Source organism: Anaerocolumna jejuensis DSM 15929, from assembly GCF_900142215.1.
GTDB lineage: Bacteria > Bacillota > Clostridia > Lachnospirales > Lachnospiraceae > Anaerocolumna > Anaerocolumna jejuensis.
Genome location: NZ_FRAC01000008.1, coordinates 181144 through 202346, shown reverse-complemented (window position 1 = coordinate 202346; position 21203 = coordinate 181144). Strand labels below are relative to the sequence as shown.

General features: G+C 44.3%; 18 protein-coding genes. 15 read left to right on the top strand and 3 right to left on the bottom strand.

Translation table 11 applies throughout. The features are described from left to right. Nucleotides 1-13 precede the first annotated feature (13 nt). From yqfD to BUB77_RS07020, 7 genes are all read left to right on the top strand, one after another. A complete protein-coding gene (gene yqfD / locus BUB77_RS07050) occupies nt 14-1255 on the top strand; it encodes a sporulation protein YqfD (RefSeq protein ID WP_073274260.1) in 1242 nt (413 codons plus the stop codon). After that, complete coding sequence (locus BUB77_RS07045; RefSeq protein ID WP_073274259.1) at nt 1230-2282, top strand: PhoH family protein; 1053 nt, start codon at nt 1230-1232, stop codon at nt 2280-2282. The genes yqfD and BUB77_RS07045 overlap by 26 nt, the downstream gene beginning before the upstream one ends. Before the next feature lie 24 nt (nt 2283-2306). Next, the gene (locus BUB77_RS07040) at nt 2307-3425 is read left to right on the top strand and encodes an HDIG domain-containing metalloprotein (protein ID WP_073274257.1); all 1119 of its coding nucleotides are present in this window, start codon (nt 2307-2309) and stop codon (nt 3423-3425) included. Continuing rightward, nucleotides 3409-3909 carry an rRNA maturation RNase YbeY gene (gene ybeY / locus BUB77_RS07035; protein ID WP_073274255.1) on the top strand — a complete coding sequence of 167 codons (501 nt, stop codon included), beginning with the start codon at nt 3409-3411 and terminating at the stop codon, nt 3907-3909. The genes BUB77_RS07040 and ybeY overlap by 17 nt, the downstream gene beginning before the upstream one ends. 77 nt (nt 3910-3986) lie before the next feature. Further along, on the top strand, nt 3987-5072 hold the full coding sequence (locus BUB77_RS07030) for a DUF3048 domain-containing protein (RefSeq protein ID WP_073274577.1): 1086 nt from the start codon (nt 3987-3989) through the stop codon (nt 5070-5072). A gap of 15 nt (nt 5073-5087) precedes the next feature. Then, nucleotides 5088-6752, top strand: a complete 1665-nt coding sequence (locus BUB77_RS07025) for a putative polysaccharide biosynthesis protein (protein ID WP_073274253.1) — start codon at nt 5088-5090, stop codon at nt 6750-6752. Nucleotides 6753-6820: 68 nt separating this feature from the next. Continuing rightward, entirely contained in the window at nt 6821-7540 is a 720-nt protein-coding gene (locus BUB77_RS07020) for a BofC C-terminal domain-containing protein (protein WP_073274251.1), read from the top strand. Between the two features lie 40 nt (nt 7541-7580). Here BUB77_RS07020 and BUB77_RS30670 read toward each other — a convergent pair whose 3' ends face one another. Further along, nucleotides 7581-8501 carry a collagen-like triple helix repeat-containing protein gene (locus BUB77_RS30670; protein WP_073274249.1) on the bottom strand — a complete coding sequence of 307 codons (921 nt, stop codon included), beginning with the start codon at nt 8499-8501 and terminating at the stop codon, nt 7581-7583. Beyond that, the gene (locus BUB77_RS07010) at nt 8501-9610 is read right to left on the bottom strand and encodes a tetratricopeptide repeat-containing glycosyltransferase family 2 protein (protein ID WP_073274248.1); all 1110 of its coding nucleotides are present in this window, start codon (nt 9608-9610) and stop codon (nt 8501-8503) included. The genes BUB77_RS30670 and BUB77_RS07010 overlap by 1 nt, the downstream gene beginning before the upstream one ends. Nucleotides 9611-9773: 163 nt before the next feature. Here BUB77_RS07010 and BUB77_RS07005 point away from each other — a divergent pair, with 163 nt between their 5' ends. Genes BUB77_RS07005 through BUB77_RS29380 form a run of 3 tightly spaced genes read left to right on the top strand, consistent with a single transcriptional unit; the run spans nt 9774 to nt 13110 of the window. Further along, nucleotides 9774-10862, top strand: coding sequence for a glycosyltransferase (locus tag BUB77_RS07005; RefSeq protein WP_084123964.1), 1089 nt, complete (start codon nt 9774-9776; stop codon nt 10860-10862). A gap of 25 nt (nt 10863-10887) precedes the next feature. After that, a complete protein-coding gene (locus BUB77_RS07000; protein ID WP_073274244.1) occupies nt 10888-11991 on the top strand; it encodes a BclA C-terminal domain-containing protein in 1104 nt (367 codons plus the stop codon). 12 nt (nt 11992-12003) lie between these two features. Beyond that, nucleotides 12004-13110: a BclA C-terminal domain-containing protein gene (locus tag BUB77_RS29380; RefSeq protein WP_073274242.1), complete on the top strand. Its 1107-nt coding sequence runs from the start codon at nt 12004-12006 to the stop codon at nt 13108-13110. A gap of 62 nt (nt 13111-13172) precedes the next feature. Here the strand turns inward: BUB77_RS29380 and BUB77_RS06990 are convergent, their stop codons facing one another. After that, nucleotides 13173-14078, bottom strand: coding sequence for an AraC family transcriptional regulator (locus BUB77_RS06990; protein WP_073274240.1), 906 nt, complete (start codon nt 14076-14078; stop codon nt 13173-13175). A gap of 170 nt (nt 14079-14248) precedes the next feature. On the opposite strand from BUB77_RS06990, the gene BUB77_RS06985 reads away from it, so the two are divergent. From BUB77_RS06985 to BUB77_RS06965, 5 genes are all read left to right on the top strand, one after another. Continuing rightward, a complete protein-coding gene (locus tag BUB77_RS06985) occupies nt 14249-16042 on the top strand; it encodes an L-fucose isomerase (RefSeq protein WP_073274237.1) in 1794 nt (597 codons plus the stop codon). Nucleotides 16043-16061: 19 nt separating this feature from the next. Continuing rightward, nucleotides 16062-17537 (top strand): rhamnulokinase, encoded by a 1476-nt coding sequence (locus BUB77_RS06980; protein ID WP_073274236.1) that lies wholly within the window; start codon nt 16062-16064, stop codon nt 17535-17537. An 87-nt stretch (nt 17538-17624) separates the two neighbouring features. Next, on the top strand, nt 17625-18059 hold the full coding sequence (locus tag BUB77_RS06975; RefSeq protein WP_073274235.1) for an RbsD/FucU family protein: 435 nt from the start codon (nt 17625-17627) through the stop codon (nt 18057-18059). Nucleotides 18060-18295: 236 nt separating this feature from the next. Further along, complete coding sequence (gene leuS, locus BUB77_RS06970) at nt 18296-20755, top strand: leucine--tRNA ligase (RefSeq protein ID WP_139241128.1); 2460 nt, start codon at nt 18296-18298, stop codon at nt 20753-20755. A 65-nt stretch (nt 20756-20820) separates the two neighbouring features. Further along, the gene (locus BUB77_RS06965; RefSeq protein ID WP_073274231.1) at nt 20821-21183 is read left to right on the top strand and encodes a response regulator; all 363 of its coding nucleotides are present in this window, start codon (nt 20821-20823) and stop codon (nt 21181-21183) included. Nucleotides 21184-21203: the final 20 nt, after the last annotated feature.

Here is a 21203-nt window from a genome sequence, read left to right as displayed (position 1 = left end):
CGGAGGGTGTTAGATGATTATAAAGCTGGTTCGCTGGTTTCAGGGATATCTCCTGGTCCGTTTAAAGGGAATATCTACTGAGCGTTTTATCAATTTGTGCAGCAATCGTTATATTTATTTGTGGGATTTAAAATCAAACGGCGATGATTATGAATTTCAAATCAAATTAAAGGATTACTATAAGTTAAAGCCTATTGCAAAAAAGACAGGGACCCTGCCCTTCATAAAAAAAAGATTTGGCCTTCCCTTTGTGATACAGCGTTACCGGAAGAGAAGCGGATATGCATTGGGTTTTTTGCTTTTTCTGGCTATTTTGTACATATTATCTCTGTTTATTTGGGATATTAATGTTTCAGGAGGCTATACTTATACACAGGAAGCAATGGTTAAGTTCCTGCGGAATAATGATATCCATCCGGGACTTCAGAAAAAGGATATAAACTGCCAGAAAATAGAAGACCTGATACGCCACAGCTACAATGATATCGGCTGGGTTTCCGCAGAAATAAAAGGTACAAGACTGGTTGTAAAAATAACAGAGACCAATATGCCCGCTCCTGCTGTAACAGCGACCAGCAACTGTCATATTATAGCCTCGAAGGACTGTATTATAACGAAGATTGTGACAAGAACAGGAACACCCAAGGTCGGTATCGGAGATGTGGTTAAAAAAGGAGATATCCTGGTATCCGGCGTTGTTGATATCATCGGAGATAATGAGCTGCTGGTCAGAAAACAACCGGTAATAGCCGATGCAGATATTACAGGAAAGACCTTTTATGATTATTCTGATAAATTTTCTCTATACTATAATGATAAAGTATATACTGGTAATGAAAAAAAATCTTATCTGTTTTCCATATTTTTGAAAAAAATAAATTTATACAGACCTAGAATTCCTTATGATAAGTATGATATAATTGGGAATGAATTTACTTTGCATCTTAATGATGAATTTTACCTTCCGGTCTCTTTGGATACGAACCGGTATTTGGAATATAAGGAAGAAAAGAAAAAGTATTCGGAGGCTGAGGCAAAAGCTCTGGCTGAAAAGCGTTTAAACCGCTTTATTAAGAAGCTGGTGGAAAAAGATGTAGTTATACTGGAAAATAATGTCACGGTGGCTGTAAAGGGAAATAACTGTATAGCAAATGGCAAGCTTGTGGTATTGGAATCTGTGAAAGATTATAAAGCAATTGATGACAATGAGTGGAGGATTATTGATACTGATGAGTCTGATGGAAACGATAATTGATGTGCCTCTGGAGCATGAAAAGAATGTATTTGGCCAATTTGATGCCTATGTCAAAATAATAGAAAGAACCCTTGCCGTTACTATAATTGTCAGAGACGGTGAAATAAAGCTGATTGGCGAGAATGAGAATGTTGTAAAAGCAAAAAGTGTTTTTATGAACCTGTTGGAATTGTCGAAGCGCGGAAATGTGATAACGGAGCAGAATGTAAGCTATGCCCTGTCTTTAAGCCAGGATAACAAGGAAGCGGCAATTGTCGAGATTGATCAGGATCTGATATGCCATACAATATCCGGTAAACCGATAAAACCTAAGACACTGGGGCAAAAGTCCTATGTGGATTTCATACGAAAGAAAATGATTACCTTTGGAATAGGGCCTGCCGGAACCGGCAAGACCTATCTTGCAATGGCAATGGCAGTTACTGCCTTTAAAAACGATGACGTAGGCAAGATTATTCTTACAAGGCCTGCCATAGAAGCCGGAGAGAAGCTGGGCTTTCTGCCCGGTGACCTGCAAAGTAAGGTAGACCCCTACCTCAGGCCCCTTTATGACGCCCTTTATCAGATTATGGGAGCGGAAGGGTATTTGAAAAATACGGAAAAAGGGCTGATAGAAGTAGCTCCTTTGGCCTATATGAGGGGGCGTACCCTGGAAAATGCGTTTATTATCCTGGATGAAGCCCAGAATACAACACCTGCCCAGATGAAGATGTTCCTGACTCGTATTGGCTTTGGCTCCAAGGTAGTTATCACCGGTGACCTGTCCCAGAAGGATTTGCCCGCAGGAACCCAGTCAGGGCTCGATGTTGCCGTAAAGGTGCTGAGTAAGATAGAAGACATTGGTTTTGCTTATTTAACAGGTCAGGACGTTGTAAGGCACCCTCTGGTGCAAAAGATTGTTATGGCCTACGAGTCTTATGAGAGTAAGCTCAGTAAAGCCGAAGTAAAGCAGGAAAAATATGCCAGAAGAGGCCCGAAAGGAATTTCAATAAAAAACTCCGATAAAGGATACCGCAGGAAGAGATAAGGCTGGAGTGTACAGGTGGAATATATGATAGGCGCTATTGAAATTTTAAAGGCGGGGGTTCTGGGAATTCTTCTTCTGCTTTTGCTGGTTTTATATATGGGCGGAAGGAAAAAGGATTACCCTGCCATTTTGGCCATGGTATTATTGTCAATTCCCGGTCTGCTGTGGGCCGGAACGGAATTTATGCCGGCAGTTTTTATGGGAGTTACCTTTGCTGCAATTGTTCTAAACAAAGAAAACAGTATATTTTTTACCTTACTGCTTTATATCTTTGCAAGCTCACTGGGACTTACAGACGGGAAAGATGGAATATTTTTTCTGATAACCGGAATTTTAATCAGTCTGCTGCCGGTTAATAAGAAGGATAAAAAGCTGCTTTGCTATTCTTTTCTTATGATAGTATCAGCTGATGTTATTATACTGCTATTAAATAACGGATTTTCCATGGAGGAATTCCTGAGACCCACTTCGGCAGTAATGCCTGTGGTTGTGGTGATATCGGTTCTGCTGGGCATCATGGCAGGAAACCTGTATCAAAAGAGGATGGTTCCTCCTGATATAAAAGAGGATATGGAAGACAGCCCTGCAATAGTAACAATAGAAGGTATACTGGGAGAGGACTTTGAACTTTATCAGATACTGAAGGCTTCTGAAAAGCTTTATCTTCATGCAGACAGAATTGCGGCCATATCGGAAAGAGCTGCCGTGGCTGCCGGGCTTAGCGGAACTATAGCTAGAGCCGGCGGCCTTTATCATGAAATCGGCAGGCTTAAGGGGAAGGATTATGTGGCGGAAGGAACAGCCCTTGCCAGGGAGTATCATTTGCCGGAGGTCATTGTAAATATTATTGAATCCCATAACCTGAAAACGGACAAGCCGGCCTCACCGGAGGGCGCTGTTGTAATGTTCACGGTAAGTCTGGTGGCGGCTAAGGAATATTTTTTAATGAACGGGAAGGAAGAAGACAAGGATGGACCGGACATTTCCAAGCTAATGTTAAAGTTTACCGATAATCTTTTTGCCATGCGGCTTGAAAAGGACAGCCTGGCCGATTCCAATCTGACCGTTGCCCAATACATAAGGCTAAAAAACTTTTTTATGGATTATTTTAGTAAGGAGGAGTATCTTGACGCTGAATTTTGAATATGAAACAGATATTAAATTAGACCTGGATTATGAAGCACTTATTGAGAAAGTAGTGGAGGAGGCTCTGGATGCGGAGGGCTGTCCTTATGAAATAGAGTTAAATATCATATTAACCGATAATAAGGAAATACAGGCAATCAACAAGGAATACAGAGAGGTGGATGCGCCTACGGACGTACTGTCCTTCCCCCTGGTTGATTACAGCAGCCCATCTGATTTTTCCCATCTGGAGGAGGCAGCCGATGATTATTTTAATCCGGAGACCGGAGAACTTCTTCTTGGCGATATTATCCTTTCCGTTGAAAAGGTAATGGGACAAGCAGTAGAATACGGCCATTCAGAGGAAAGGGAATTAGGCTTCCTCGTTGCGCACAGCATGCTTCATTTATTTGGATATGACCATATGGAAGAGGATGAAAGAGCTGTAATGGAAGAAAAGCAAAAAATTATCCTTGACAGCCTTGGGATTACAAGGGATTAAAGATACCCTGCAGGGTTTGTAAAAGGAAAGGAGGCCAGAATACCCGCAGAGACAGGGTGTTCAAAAGAAAGATTACTATGAAGAAAAAGCTTGTATTAATATTGGCGGTAATAACCGCAATTACATTGATTGGATGCAGCAAAGGAGATAAGAAGGACAGCGGGGAGGTTACGCCTACGGCAGAACCTACAACGGAAAGTACCCCGACCCCTGAGCCCACCAAGGACCCGGCAGAGGATCATGAAGGCCAGATGAAGAGCTTACTTTCAGGGCTATGGGTGCCGAAGGAAGAGGGAACGAAGAGACCCTTTGCTATTATGTTAAATAATATTGAATATGCTTCCCCCCAAAGCGGTACAACGGAGGCCTCTGTCTTATATGAGGCTCTGGCAGAAGGCGGCATCACCCGGTTAATGGGAATCTTTGAGACCTTAAATGATAAGAGAATCGGCTCCACCCGCAGTGCAAGACATTATTTTGTAAGTGTTGCCGATGAATATGATGCCATTTTTGTTCATTATGGTCAGACTACCTATGCTACCAAAAAGATAGCAGAGCTGGGAATCGATACCTTGAGCGGATTGAGCAGCATCGGTGAAACAGTATTCTACCGGGACAATACCATAAAAGCACCTCATAATGCCTTTACCTCCAAAGAGGGGATTGAAAAGGGAATGAAAATAAAGAAATATGAGACGGAATATCCAAAGGATTATGAAGGGCATTTTAAGTTCAAGGAAGAGGATACGCCTCTTAGCAGTGATAAGGCAGTAACAAAGCTTGCTCTTAGCTTTTCCAGTATTTCCAATCCTTATTTTACCTATGACCAGGAGGCTAAGACTTACCTCAGATACCAGTTCGGCAAGGCTCATATTGATAAGAATACAGGGAAACAGTTAGCATATAAGAATATCATTATCCAGCTCGTAAAGGAATGGAATAAGGATAATCATGGTTACCAGACAATGGATATTGAAAATGCCGAAGGTAAGGGGTATTATATAACGGACGGTAAAATGACCGAGATAACCTGGAAAAAGAATGAAAATACAAAGAAGATGAGATATTATGCGCTTTCAGGGGATGAGCTTACCATAAATCCAGGAAAGACTTATATTGCATTATTTCCTGTAAACAGAAAAGAGCATATTGAAATAAACTGAAAGGTTTTTAGTTAAATGGAATCATACAATGGGATATACCAGGGGACAAAACCCAGGGTCGAAAACAAAAGCAGTAACTTTTTAGTTCAGGGGAGTATACTGGCTGCCGCCTCCATATTAGTCAGAATAATCGGAGTAGTTTACAGAATACCGCTGACCTATCTGATTGGTGATGAGGGAATGGGGTATTACGGTTATGCTTTTAATATCTATAACATAGCCCTGATACTGTCTTCCTACAGCCTTCCTTTGGCAGTATCTAAGCTGGTAGCTTCCAGAGATGCCAAAAAGCAGTATAAGAATTCCTATCTGGTGTTCCTTTGCGCCCTTGGGTTTGCAATTGCTACCGGAACGGCTTTTTCCTTATTGCTGTACTTTGGGGCCGATTTCTTTGCTGTAATTATTTCGAAGCAGCCGGCAGTTGCCATCCCTTTAAGAGTTCTTGCTCCGACCATTCTGGTATTTGCCATAATGGGAGTTTTAAGAGGGTTCTTTCAGGGCAAGAAAACCATGCTGCCAACCTCTATTTCACAGGTAATAGAGCAGATCGTAAATGCTGTTGTAAGTATTGTTGCCGCTTATTTTCTGGTGAAGAATCACAGTGTCTCGGATAAAATGGCGGCTTACGGTGCGGCAGGGGGGACTCTTGGTACCCTGATAGGAGCTATTGCATCCCTTATATTTCTAGCCTTTATTTTTTCACTTTATAAGCCCATAGTCGATAAGCAGCTGCGGAAGGATAAAGGTGCCTTGCAGGAGACCATACCGGATATACTCAAGGTATTCGGCTTTACAGTCCTGCCGGTAATTTTAAGCCAGACAGTTTACAACATCAGTTCCCTGATTGACGGTTCTGTTTTTTCTTATGTACTGGCCGGAAAGGGCCTTGCGGATACACAGCGCTCGGCCCTTTGGGGAATTTATTCGAATAAATATAACATCCTGGTAAATGTACCGATTTCCATTGCATCTGCCATGGCAGTGGCTATTGTACCAAGCATTGTAGCTTCCAGAGAAGAGGGCTCCCATCACCTTGTAAAGGAAAAGATAAATGATTCGATTAAATTTAATATGCTGATAGCCATTCCCAGTGCCTTTGGCATAGGAGCACTGGCTTCACCCATATTAAAGCTGATTTTTGGGGATGGCAGTGAACTGCCGGCCAGAATGCTGACACTGGGCTCTATTGCAATTGTATTCTATGCTTTATCTACCCTGACCAATGCGGTATTACAGGGGATCAATAAGATGCATCTGCCGGTAATACATTCTGTAATAGCCCTGGGAGTACATATTATCGTGCTGTATGTCCTGCTGGAGGTGTTTAATATGGGTGCCTATGCCCTTGTAGTCAGCAATGTTGTCTTTGCCCTTATTGTAAGTATTCTGAATTGGATATCTGTGGCACGGCTCTTAAATTATAAGCAGGAAATCAAGAAGACCTTTTTAATACCTGCAGGCTGCTCGGTCTTTATGGCAGGGGTTGCTTATCTTGTTTACTGGCTGGTGTATAATGCGATACATAGTAATGCCATAAGTACCCTGTTAGCAATTATAGTAGCAATGATAGTTTATGCCGTATTGCTCCTGCTTTTCAAAGATGTTTCGGAAACAGAATTAATTAAGATGCCCATGGGACGGACCCTGGCCCGTATTGCGGTCAAGTTCCATCTTTTATAGTTCAATCCCTTTGCAGTATGTATAAACCTGGTTTTTAGGTAAATACTTAATGCAAAGGAGTGATATCAGTGAGATATAAAAAAGCCGTAAACTATTTCCTGGCTTTTTCAGCCATAGCATGTATTTTCACTGCCTGCTACTACTTCAGCTATAAGCAGGCATTAAAGGATTTTAATGAAAATGCAATAGAAAGAAATAATGATCTTATCAAAGAACTTCAAAAACAGGGATATTTGAATAATACTGCAGATGCAGCAAATAAAAATACCCCAAATGGAAGTGAAAACAGCAGCCAGAAAGATGCTTCAGGGGACGACGGTGCGGCAGCGGTAAATGCTTCGGCAAATGCCGTGCTTCCAACGACCCAGTATACTCTTCAGACCTATGATATGAAAACCAAAAGTATGAAGGAAGAGCAGCTTCCTACTCCAAGCTACCTTATCGGACTTAACAGGGAAGAAGTAATGGAGTACTTAAAGGGATACTTAGCGGACCTGTCATTGAATGAATTTGAAAAGGGCCTGACAGCTTTTGAGCTGGTTTCCTTTTCAACCGATAATATCGTGCTTCGTAAAACCTATAATCCGGATTCCGTGGAATATAAATATTTTCTTAAGGCAGTGGACGGCTATATTGTAGCTTATTATGGCGATAAGAAAACCGTTTATAACTACACCGGTGTTTCCGTTGAAGATATCCCTCTGGAGGAAAGGCTCCGGTTAGAGGATGGAATATCGATAAAGGACCTGGATGAATTGTATGCGGTTCTTGAGAATTATTCCAGCTAGGGCGCAGCGGTGTCTGCGTCCATTGACTGTAATTTAAAAGTCAGCAGGGATATTCAACTACAGTCAGCTCTGCCTGCCCGGTAGTAACAGAATAAGGTGACAGCAGGCTGACAGTCAAAAAGCAGTCTTCCATACCATTAGCCGTGGAAAGAAAGAAACTGCCGGCGGATATGGTGACTGGTGTATTGACACAGGCTGTATATGGCCTGAATATACGAAAGATTTCCTTTGTCAGATTATTTTCATTCAGATTTATGGAGATGTCCAGATTCTTTTTCTGCTGATTATTCTGCCCTATAATATTGATGGTCAGCGTTATCAGATAATATGTACCGGTTTTCAGCAGGATGCAGCTGTCGTCGGAGGAAAGAGAAGGACAGGTGCAGTCATCAGGAGAAAAATTGACCCTCCATTTAAAGGAGGTCATGCAGTTCCAGGCAGCTTCTAAACAGCCTTCCCGGAAGGATGAAACACAGGAATAGGTTTTGCACACAGGGCCGGGAATGCCCTGGGGTCCGGTTGGGCCCATGGGTCCCGTATCTCCTATGGTACCCTTTTCTCCTCTGGGTCCGCGTTTTCCTTCAGGTCCTTTCGGACCTGGCAGGCCTTTTTGCCCCGGCAGGCCCTGGCAGCCGGTAGGTCCAGTGGGACCGGTGGGTCCTATTTCAGAGGCCATGACATCGAGTACATGGTCCATTTTATTTTTTAGAAAAATCTGCATCTGCATCAGGGCGTCAATTAAGGATTCCACGCTTTTATTAACGGATAGGATATCATCAACGGAAGCACTGCATCCGGTCTTTTTATGCAGCTCGTTTATTACATATTGTATTTTTTCTCCTTCTGCATTAATAATGTGGCTTAGTCCCACTTCTTCCAGAGCAATGGATGCAAGAATCATATTCAATGCTTTTTCTCTAGTAATATCCGGACTGATATCCGGAAAATTCGGGATAGACATTAAGGAACTCCTTTCGTTTTATTTTTCCGGTTCAAAGCCACTTTATTTTGCAGATATGTCTGATTTTGCTTTGCCTGCAGAGAATCAGGCTTTATTTTTAAAGCCCTGGTATTATATTTCAGTGCTTTATTGTAATCACCCATCCGGTCATAGCAAACAGCACTTTCGATGAGGGGGATGTAGGACCAGCAGTCATGCTGCAGAAAGCCCCAGCATTGCTTTGGCTTTTTCAGGGACAGGATAAATTGAAACCAGAAAGCGGCAGTTTCATAATCCATTTTTTCCTGATAGTAATATCCGATCTGACAGCATATTTCGGCTCTTGGAGCACAATAAATAAAGCTTCTGAAAAGGCAGGCAAGGGCGCGTTTATCCTGATTCAGCTTCAGGTAGCACTTGGCCAGCTCACTGCAGGCAGAGATATTATCCTCTAACCAGCCTAAATCCGTGTCAAGGAATAGTTCAAATTGCCTGGAGGCTTCCAGAAAATTATCGTGGTCCTTTAATTCTCTGGCGTAGTAATAGGTTCCCCGGGGAGAAAGAAATTCCAGGTTGCTCAGCTTTTTCTCATAGATTTTCAGATTCCGGTCACTTGACGTTTCTCCCGGTATTTTACCATGGGTAATGCAGATGTCTGTTTCCAGAAAGGGACCTTCGGTTAGCAGGTATTCGTGTACGGGCTCGTTCCATTTAAAATTACATTCTCTCTTTGTCAGTCTTTCCCGGTAATATGAAAAAATAACATTTCCCTGAAAATCCAGACCAGTGTTATAGTTCATCATAACGGTATTGATCTGGGGGTTTAAGGTTTCTTTCAGCTTCTTCAGCTTGACCCTGTCTTCCGGCAGCAGAAAATCATCTGCGTCCAGCCACAGGATATAATCCTTTGCCGCAAGCCTATAGGAATAATTTCTGGCGGCGGAAAAATCATCTATCCATTCAAAATCATATATCTTATCGGTATAAAGGGCGCAGATTTCCTTGGTATTGTCGGTGGAGCCGGTGTCGACAATGATTATTTCATCCACAATACCCCGGATGGAATTCAGGCACCTTCTTATATTGTTTTCTTCATTTTTAACAATCATGGATAAACTGATAGTTACCATTAATAAATCTCCGGTTCATTACATAATTATTAATATATTATATGGGAGCGGATTCATGGAGTGATACTGTTATATTCATTGCTTTATAATACTAATTGTATAGTAACCCCTGACCGGATAGAACATAAAATGTTATAGATCCAGTACATTTAAAGGATGGATTATGCCGACATTAAGTCTTTGTATGATAGTTAAAAATGAAGAAGAGTATATCAGGGCAGCTTTAGAGAGTGTGAAGGATGTTGTTGATGAGATAATTGTCATTGATACAGGCTCTTCTGATAATAGCAGGGAAATCTGTGCCCTGTATACCGATAAGGTTTATGAAGCGGAATGGAGGAAAGATTTCAGCGCTGCCCGTAATATGAGCCTGGAAAAAGCTTCCGGTGACTGGATACTGTGGATGGATGCAGATGAAAGACTGGTAATAAAGGAGAAAGAGGCTTTTAAGGAATTACTGGAAGGAGATAGAGAAATATATTGGGTAAAGCTGCTGCATCTGATTGATTCGGAAGGAGAAGAAAAGGAATACTATATTTCCTATCATAACAGACTTTTTAAAAAGAAAGAGGAATTTTATTTTAAGGGCAGCATACATGAGAGGCTTGTGACGGAATCCGGTATTATGCCGGAACCGGGGGATACCGGAAATTGTATGGAAATCCTTCATTACGGATACAACACAGCACACATGAGGGAAAAAGCCTTAAGGAACCTTCGTATCTGCCTGAAGGAAAGAGAAAAGGATAAGGATAATCCGTGGCTGGATTATTATATTGCCTGCGAACTGTACCGGCTGGGGAATATAAAGGATGCATTAGAGCTTGTTAATCATGGGATATTAGGATTTCTGTCCCAGGGTAAACTGCCCCCGGCACTTTTGTATAAATTAAAATACGACATACTACTTACTAATGGAAACCTGGAAAGTGTATGTGAGGGCTTATCAAAGGCGGTCAATTTGTATCCGGATTATGTGGAGCTTCATTTTTACAGAGGATCTGCTTTGCTAAAGCTTAACAGATATGAGGAAGCCAAGAAGGAGTTTTCCTATTGTGTTCTCCTTGGAGAAGATAATGGGAATTATCTGATCAGGAGCGGCAGCGGAAGCTTTCTTGCCTATTTTTATATGGGGGAAGCCTGTTTAAAGGCCGGAGAGAAAGAAAATGCCTGTGAAGCTTATGAACAGGCATTATTGAACAATCCTGGCCTTGAGGAAGCGAAAAACAGGTTGGAAGTACTAAGGACTTAAATTTCAGATAAAGGGGTGCAATTATATGTCACAGCCAAGTTTTCCTTCCATCAGCCCTGCAATGACAAGAGAAGATGTCATTAATCAGATATTATCTTCTATTGCAATGGAAGAATTGGGATTAAGCCACATTATTAATACAGAAGGTGAAAAGCTTCAATACATCTTAGGAACTCTTCCGGGTGTCACCGGACCGGGTGCAACGGTTGACGATGTTCTGGCAGCAAATGAGAGTGTACGCAATATGATAGATGCCATATCTCAGAATCAGCTGCTCTATAAAAATAAAATGCAAAGCGCATTGGCCTCCTCGGAAATGCAGGGTCCCACAGGGCCAACGGGAGCCACGGGAGCCACAGGTCCTTCCGGCGGACCCACAGGAGCAACCGGAGCCACAGGAGCTACAGGAGCCACAGGAGCCGCCGGAATCATTGGTCCAACGGGTGACACAGGTCCCGCCGGAGCCACGGGAGCCACGGGAGCCCAGGGTCCAGCAGGTCCCACAGGAGCCGCAGGTACGGCAGGGGCTATAGGTCCTACCGGTGCTGTTGGAGCGGCAGGGGCAACCGGAGCCACGGGAGCCACCGGTCCCCTGGGCCCTACAGGAGGAGTAGGACCGACAGGAGCCCAAGGGGTGGCAGGAGCCACAGGAGCTACGGGGGCCACAGGAGCCACAGGAGCCACCGGTGGTACGGGAGCCACAGGGCCGACAGGTACCAACGTTACTAGTACAGCAGCCTTTGCAGCAAATACAACAGGAGCTACCATATCTGTAACGGTGGCTGGAGTTGTAGTACCGCTTCCAAGCAGTCAGGTATTGCCGGCAGACATTACGGTAAACGGAGCAAATGATACCTTTACCATTAATACGGCCGGGCGTTACAGGCTATCTTACAATGTTAATACCACTGCTGCGCTGGTTCTTGGCACAAGAGTATTAATTAACGGGTCAGCACTGCTGCAGTCCACAGTAATACCACTGCTGAGCTTATCAAGCTTTTCTGCCGAAGTTTTACTTGATGTTACGGCAGGAACAACGGTATCATTGCAACTATTTGGGTTATTGGGAGCAGCCGTTTTATTAAGCGGCTCAGCTGGAGCATCCCTAATGATAATTCGTTTGAGTTAGGAGGGAGCTAATATGTCGTTGCCAAAGTATCCTACCATTACACCGCCTCTTACCAGAGGTGATTCCATTAATCAGATATTATCCTCTATAGCGCTGGAGGAATTAGGAATGAGCCATATCCTCAACGCAGAAGGGGAAAAGATGCAATATGTACTGGGTACACTGCCCGGGCTTTCGGGAGGGAGTGCTACCTATGAGGATGTGCTGAATGTAAATTCAAGTGTTGAAGCAATGCTGAATACGGCCCTGGAAAACCAGCTTATGCTGAACTCCAAGATGATGCTTGCCATGAATGCCCCTGTTATTCCGGGAGTTACCGGAGCTACGGGAGCCACGGGAGCCACCGGGTCTGCTACGGGAGCCACCGGGGCCACGGGAGCCACAGGAGCTACGGGAGCCAACGGGCCGGCAGGAGCCACAGGAGCCCTGGGCAGCGTGGGTATTACAGGAGCCACGGGTGCTGTGGGAGCAGCAGGAATAACCGGGGCCACAGGAGCTACCGGACTGACGGGAGCTACGGGAGCCAGAGGAGCCACCGGACCAGCCGGAGCGGCAGGTACAGTGGGAGCAGCAGGACCGGCAGGTCCTCAGGGAGCTGCCGGAGCAACAGGAATAACCGGGACAGTGGGAGCAGCAGGAGCCACGGGAGCTACGGGGGCTACGGGCGCAACTGGTCCTGCAGGCCCAACGGGAGCCACAGGGCCCAATCCGTCCGCTACGGCAGGATTTGCAGCCAATACAACAGGAACTGCTGTTACCGTACTGCTTGGCGGAACCCTGATTCCTCTTCCGAGCACCCAGCTGTTATCCGCAGATATCTTAGTAAATGGGGCTAATACCATTTTTACCGTTAATACCTTTGGAAGATACCGTATATCCTACCATATTAATACGACCTTATCCCTCTTAATGGGAAGCAGGCTATTAATAAACGGTGCTGTTAATACTGCATCCACCATCAACCCGGTGATATCGACCTCCCAGTATTATAATGAGATCGAGCTTGACCTGGGAGCAGCAGCAACAGTATCCCTGCAGATGTTTACCAGTGTTTTAGGTGTAGCTACCTTAATTAACAACGGAGCAGGCGCAAGCCTGATGATTATACGTTTAAGTTAGTTAGAGCCGGAAAGGCCGGTAATTCATAAGCTGTTTAAAGCTTATGAATTACCGCACCGGAATCAACCGGAGGAGTTTAATTTCCGGTACTTCGCCGGTGTAATCCCCTTATAGCGCTTAAACATCTTGATAAAGTAGCTTAAATCATTAAAACCGCAGGCATAGGCTATTTCTGTGATGGAATCCTCTGTTGCCAGAAGCTGATAGCCGGCCCTTTCGACCCGGTAATTATTCAGGTATTCAAAGGGACTTTTATGCGTCATTTCATGAAAGAAACGGCAGAAATATTTGGGAGACATCCCGGCCGCTTTGGACAGCTGTTCCAGGGTCAGAATACTCTGGTAGGATTCCTCCATAAGTTCCAGCACCTGTTTTAGAAGGTGAATTCGTTTATGGTTTCGCTGGGTATCCAAGGAATCCCTTGTATAGAAATGATTGATGGTAATGCTGCCAAGTATCAGGTATAGAAGCCCCTGGATGATAAGCTCATATCCGGGGGCTCTTTCATTCAGGGTATCAAAGAGGCAGTCCAGCTGCTGCCTTAAGGCTTCTTCCTTAGGCGCCGGTCCTTCGCTGGGAATGGAGGCAGCACCCCTGCAGCAGGAGGGATAATATTCTCTTATCATATGCTTATGGCTCATGATATCCTTAATGTAGACATTGCAGACATTTTCCTTTTTCAGCAGCATATTCATATCAAAAACAATGCACTGGTAAATACAGTCTTTAGGCGTACCGCCATGAAGGGTACCGCTGTTCAGGATAAGAATATCCCCTTTTTGGGCCTGATATTCCCTCTCATCCAGGGAAACGTAAAAACTGCCCTCCAAAATACGAATAATTTCATATTCTACATGCCAATGGTAGGACATTATGTATTGGGGATGGTTTTTATCAATATGATAGAATTCTATTGGAAAGTCAAAGGTTCCTCTTTGTTTGCTCTCATTGTAGCCAAGACTTTGCATATATCCTCCAGGTGAATATCGTTATATTTTTTGCCATTATAACACAAGTAACAGGGATAGGGCAACGGTATAATAAAGCTAACATGAGCATTGCATGAAATGGTCCGGTGAAATGCAGGCCTTACTTTTATGAAATGCCATTAATGCAGAATATTCAGGAGGTATTTATTATGGCAAAGAGCAGACTAATCGGGGATTATCCGGTAATCGGAATCAGACCGACGATTGACGGAAGAAGGGGAGCCTTAGGAGTAAGGGAATCCCTGGAAGAACAGACCATGGGTATGGCAAAGGCAGCAGCCAGGCTTTTTGAGGAAAACATCAGATACTCAAACGGCGAGCCTGTGAAAGTAATTATAGCCGATACCACCATCGGCCGTGTAGCGGAGGCAGCTGCCTGTGCGGACAAATTCAAAAAGGCGGGAGTAGACATTACCCTTACAGTTACTCCCTGCTGGTGCTATGGCTCAGAAACCATGGACATGGATACGAACACCATCAAGGGTGTGTGGGGCTTTAACGGTACGGAAAGACCAGGAGCTGTCTATCTGGCAGCTGTTTTAGCAGGACATGCGCAAAAGGGACTTCCTGCCTTTGGCATCTATGGCCATGATGTGCAGGATGCTGCGGACACTGAGATTCCGGAGGATGTAAAGGAGAAGCTTCTTCGGTTTGGCAGGGCTTCTGTTGCGGCAGCTACCATGAGGGGAAAATCCTATCTTCAGATCGGCTCTATCTGTATGGGAATAGCCGGATCCATAATTGACACGGATTTCTTTGAGGAATACTTGGGGATGAGAGTGGAATCTGTTGATGAAGTAGAGATTATCCGCAGAATGACGGAAGAAATATACGATAAGAAAGAGTATGAAAAGGCACTGGCCTGGACAAAGGAACACTGCAGGGAAGGCTTTGACAAGAATCCGGAGGAATTGCGCAAAACCGATGAGGACAAGGAGAAAGACTGGGAATTTGTTGTAAAGATGATGTGTATTATCAAGGATTTATATAATGGTAATCCAAATCTTCCGGACTACGCCAAAGAAGAAAGCGTGGGACACAATGCCATAGCCGGCGGCTTCCAGGGACAGAGGCAGTGGACGGATTTTTATCCCAACTGTGATTTCCCGGAATCCCTTTTGAATTCCTCTTTTGACTGGGAAGGAGCAAGGGAGCCTTATGTCCTTGCTACGGAGAATGATACATTAAATGGTATCGGAATGCTGTTTGGCAAGCTCCTGACCAATACACCTCAGATATTTGCGGATGTCAGAACCTACTGGAGTCCTGAGGCGGTAAAGAAGGCTACCGGCTATGAGCTGGAAGGAATTGCAAAGGAATCCAAGGGCTTCATCCATCTTATCAACTCCGGTGCTGCCTGCATCGATGCCTGCGGTGAGATAAAGGATAAGGACGGAAATGGTATCATGAAGCCCTTCTGGGAGATATCAAAGGAAGATGAACTTGCCTGCCTTGCTGCAACTACCTGGAATGCAGCGGATACCGGATATTTCAGAGGCGGCGGTTTCTCCTCCAGATTCCTGACAAGAAGTGAAATGCCGGTTACCATGATGCGCCTTAACCTGATAAAGGGCATAGGACCTGTAATGCAGCTGGCAGAGGGCTATACCCTGAATCTTCCGGAAGAGGTTTCGGATAAGCTGTGGAAGAGAACGGACTATACCTGGCCCTGCACCTGGTTCGCTCCAAGACTTACGGGAAGCGGCGCCTTTGCCTCTGCCTATGATGTGATGAATAACTGGGGAGCTAACCACGGTGCCATAAGCTATGGACATATCGGAGCAGATATTATTACCCTGTGCTCTATTTTAAGAATACCTGTAAGCATGCATAATGTGCCCGAGGAGAAAATATTCCGTCCTGCCGTATGGAATGCATTTGGCATGGATAAGGAAGGACAGGATTACAGAGCCTGCCAGACCTTTGGCCCTATGTACAAATAAAGCAGGGAGATTGTGTGAAATGAAGAAGGTTATAGCCTTTGATTTAGGTGCTTCCAGCGGAAGAGCAATGGTTGGAGAACTGAATAATAACAGCATAAGCATAAGGGAAATCCACCGTTTTCTGAATGAGCCGGTACTGGTAAGCGGTACTCTGTACTGGGACGTATTAAGACTGTTTCATGAAATGAAGAAAGGCTTGTTAAAAGCAGGGAATGAAGGGGATATCACCAGCCTTGGCGTGGATACCTGGGGCGTGGATTTCGGCCTTCTTAACGCTGAAGGCAAGCTGTTAGAGAATCCCGTCCACTACAGGGATACAAGAACGAAAGGCATATTAAAAGCGGTTCAGGAAAAAATGGGGCTGGAAGATTTATACCGTATAACCGGCAGCCAGCTGATGGAGATCAATACAGCCTTTCAGCTTTTTTCACTGGCAGCTCACAGAAAGGATTTCCTTGACAGGGCAAAAACCTTACTGCTGATGCCGGATTTATTCAATTATTTCTTTACCGGGAAGAGCTATGGAGAGTATTCCATCGCATCCACCACCCAGCTTTTGGAGGCCGGGGAGAGCAAATGGTCCGGGGAGGTATTGCGGGCCCTGGAGATTCCAAAGGAGCTGCTGCCGGAAATAATACCCAGCGGAACTGTTCTGGGACCTGTTCTGGAAGAAATAAGGGAAGAACTTAATCTCATGCCCATAAATGTAGTAGCGGTAGCAGGCCATGATACCCAGAGCGCTCTGGTTGCGGTGCCGGCAGAGGAGAAGGATTTCATATTTATCAGCTGCGGCACCTGGTCCCTGATGGGAACAGAGCTTGACAGCCCCCTTATCAATGAGAAATCTGCCGGGTATAACTTTACCAATGAAGGCGGCTATGGCGGTAAGGTTTCTTTTCTGAAGAATCTTACCGGCTTATGGCTGATTCAGGAGAGCAGAAGATGGTGGGAGAAGGAGGGAAGCTCCTACAGCTTCTCCCAGCTGGAGCAAATGGCGGAGGAGGCAGAGCCTTTTTTATGCTTTATTGATACGGACAAAGAGGAATTTTCCCTGCCGGGGAATCTTCCGGAGAGGATAAGAAATTATTGCAGGGATTCCGGTCAGAGGGTGCCTGTAACACCCGGTGAGATTGTACGCTGCATCGATGAAAGCCTGGCTTTTAAATACCGGATGGTATTGGAAGAAATCGGAGATTGCACCGGACTATCCTATGAGCGCCTTTATATGGTGGGTGGAGGAATAAACAGTGCGCTGCTGTGCAGAATGACTGCCTGTGCCTGCGGAAAAGAGGTAATGGCAGGACCTGTAGAGGCAACCGTATACGGAAATGTTGCTCTTCAGTTTGCAGCAGCCGGGGATATTGACGGCCTGCCTGCTTTAAGGAGCATCATAAGACAGTCGGCGGATATAGCAGTTTACAGTCCGAAAGAACAAAATGAATGGCAGGAGGCTTACAATCGCTATAAGGCAGTCCTTTCAAATGGTACTGTTTAAGAACTGTAGCTGTTACCTGCCTGCTGATAAATACTATGAAGCAATGGGAAAGAGAATGACTTTTCTGCATTGGGAAAGGATTTTAGCATGTTAAAGGGTATTCCGCCTATTTTGTCACCGGAGCTGCTGAAAGTTTTGTGTGAAATGGGGCATGGTGACAGAATTGTAATAGCAGACGGGAATTTTCCGGCTCAGTCCATGGGAAAAAACAGCATTGTAATCCGCCTGGACGGACACGGGGTTCCGGAGATACTGGATGCAATACTGACAGTGTTCCCTCTGGATACATATGCCACGAAGCCGGTCACCTTAATGGAGCTTGTAAAGGGAGATACGGTTGAAACTCCCATATGGGAAACCTATGAAAAAATCATAGAAAAACATGATACAAGAGGAGAGGACGCCGTTGACCACCGGGAACGCTTTGCTTTCTATGAGGAGGCAAAGAGTTCCTATGCAATTATAGCAACGGGAGAAAAGGCACTTTATGCCAATATCATGCTCCAAAAAGGCGTAATCTGACAAGAAAATTAAGCGAAGGCTATAAAAAATGCATTGCCGGATTTATAGGCTGTAATCGGACGAAACTTTCCGAATCAGCGTATAAATCCGGCAATGTGTCTTTACATACAATTTACATACAATTTATTTTACAGCAGTTTTTCTTTGTTTTTAAGGGGTTGCAGCTTTGCTGCCCCTACGGCTGTATTTAAAAGAAAGACAGAAATTAAGTTTAACTGTTGTTAAAATATTAAATAATGTGTATAATTAATAAAAATCTAGTACATTTTAGGAGGTCATTTAGAGTGACAGAGGAATATTCACCGAAGAAAATTGAAAAAAAGTGGCAGGATATCTGGGAAAACGAGCATGCCTTCAGGACCGGAATTGACAAATCCAAGCCCAAATACTACGCCCTTGTTGAGTTTCCTTATCCATCAGGACAGGGACTTCATGTTGGACATCCAAGACCTTATACGGCCCTTGACATCATAGCGAGAAAGAGAAGATTGGAAGGCTTCAATGTGCTATATCCAATGGGGTGGGATGCCTTCGGACTTCCTACGGAAAACTATGCCATTAAGAATAAAATTCATCCGAGAATCGTAACGGATAATAATATAAAGCATTTTAAAGAACAGCTTAGATCTCTGGGCTACTCCTTTGACTGGGAAAGGGAAGTGAATACCACAGACCCCGGTTATTATAAATGGACACAGTGGATTTTCTTAAAATTATTTGAAAAAGGACTTGCCTATAAAGCGGAGATGCCAATTAACTGGTGTACTTCCTGTAAGGTGGGGCTTGCCAATGAAGAAGTGGTAAACGGTGTATGTGAGCGCTGCGGCAGCGAAGTCGTCCATAAGGTAAAGAGCCAGTGGATGTTAAAGATTACTGCTTACGCAGACCGTTTGATAGATGACCTTGACCTGGTGGATTATGCGGACCGTATTAAGAACCAGCAGAAGAACTGGATCGGACGTTCGGAAGGTGCGGAAATCGATTTTAAATTAAAGGGAAAAGAAGAAACCTTAAAAATCTTTACCACCAGGCCGGATACCCTTTTTGGTGCTACCTATATGGTACTGTCACCGGAACATGGTTTATTGGATAAATACAAAGCTGAAATAACCAACTGGGATGAGATAACTGCCTACAGGGAAGCAGCGGCAAAGAAATCCGATTTTGAAAGAGCGGAGCTTGCCAAGGAAAAGACCGGTGTGGAGATTAAGGGAATAGCTGCCGTAAATCCTGTAACCGGCAAGGAAATTCCTGTCTGGATATCAGATTATGTCCTTATGACTTATGGAACCGGTGCTATTATGGCAGTACCTGCTCATGATACCAGGGACTGGGAATTTGCAAAGAAATTTAACCTGCCGATTATTCCCGTAATTGAAGGCGGCAACGTCGAGGAAGAAGCATTTACGGAATATAACGGAAAGCTGATTAATTCTGAATTCCTGAACGGACTTTACGTAACAGAAGCAAAGAAGCTCATGACAGAATGGGTGGAAGAAAAAGGAATCGGAAAGAAGACCGTTAACTTTAAATTAAGAGACTGGGTATTCTCAAGACAGAGATACTGGGGTGAACCGATTCCTCTGGTGCATTGTGAAAAATGCGGCTATGTGCCGATTCCGGAGAGTGAGCTTCCTCTGCTCTTACCGGAAACAGACAGCTATGAACCCGGTGAAAACGGGGAGTCCCCCATTGCCAAAATGACGGACTGGGTGGAAACTACCTGTCCTCACTGCGGCGGTCCTGCTCACAGAGAGACGGATACCATGCCACAATGGGCAGGCTCCTCCTGGTATTTCCTGCGTTATATTGACCCCCGCAATGAGGAAGAATTTGCTTCCAAGGAAGCACTGGACTACTGGCTGCCGGTAGATTGGTACAACGGCGGAATGGAGCACACCACTCTGCATCTTCTTTATTCCAGATTCTGGCATAAGTTCCTCTATGATCTGGGATATGTAAGCGAGCCCGAACCTTATAGGAAGAGAACCTCCCATGGTATGATTCTTGGGGAAAACGGTGAAAAGATGTCAAAGTCCAGGGGAAATGTAATCAACCCGGATGATATCGTAGCAGAATTCGGTGCGGACACCTTACGTACCTATGAAATGTTCATCGGAGCCTTTGAATTAAGTGCTGCCTGGTCCAATGACGGCGTAAAGGGCTGCCGCCGTTTCCTTGAGAGAGTATGGAAGCTTCAGGATATTCTTACAGAGGACGAAGGCTACTCCAGAGAATTAGAAGTAAAGATGCATCAGACCATTAAGAAGGTCAGCCTGGATTTTGAAGGACTGAAATTCAATACAGCCGTTGCTGCCCTTATGGCACTGATCAATGAATTCAACAAGCAGGGCAGGATTACAAAGGGTGAATACAGAACCTTTCTTATTCTGTTGAATCCGGTAGCACCCCATATGACGGAGGAGCTTTGGAATATGGCAGGCTTTAACGGCAGGCTTTATGCAGTTTCCTGGCCTGTCTGGGAAGAAGAGAAGACCATTGAAAATCAGGTTGAAATTGCTGTTCAGGTTAACGGAAAAGTAAAAGCAACAGTTTTGATCAACAGGGGAGAAGAGCAGGATACTGTGAAGAATAAGGTCATGGAGACAGAAGCAGTCAGACAGTTCCTGGATGGCAAGAATATTATAAAAGAAATTTATGTAAAAGATAAAATTTATAATATTGTAGTACGTTAGTAAAAACAATATTTACAGGAGATACCTGTAAATATATCATACGTGGCAAAATTACAGGAGGTCACATGAAGACGGTTTTAATTGCTGACGATGCTATATTTATGAGAAAAGTTTTAGGGGATATATTACAGAAGAATGGCTATGAAGTGGTGGGAGAAGCATCGAATGGAAGAGAAGCGGTAGAAAAATATCTCCTGCTTAAGCCTGAATTCGTGACAATGGATATTACCATGCCCGTGATGGACGGAGTGGAAGCTTTAAAAGTAATAAAGAAAATCGATAGTAACTGTAAGATTATAATGGTATCGGCTTTGGGACAGGAAGATATGAAGTTAGACTGTATCCGGGCCGGTGCCAAGGGCTATATTGTAAAGCCCTTCCGTGAAGGGGACGTATTGGAGCAGGTAAAAAAGCTTAATTTCCTCTAAATATATAATATAAGTGATAT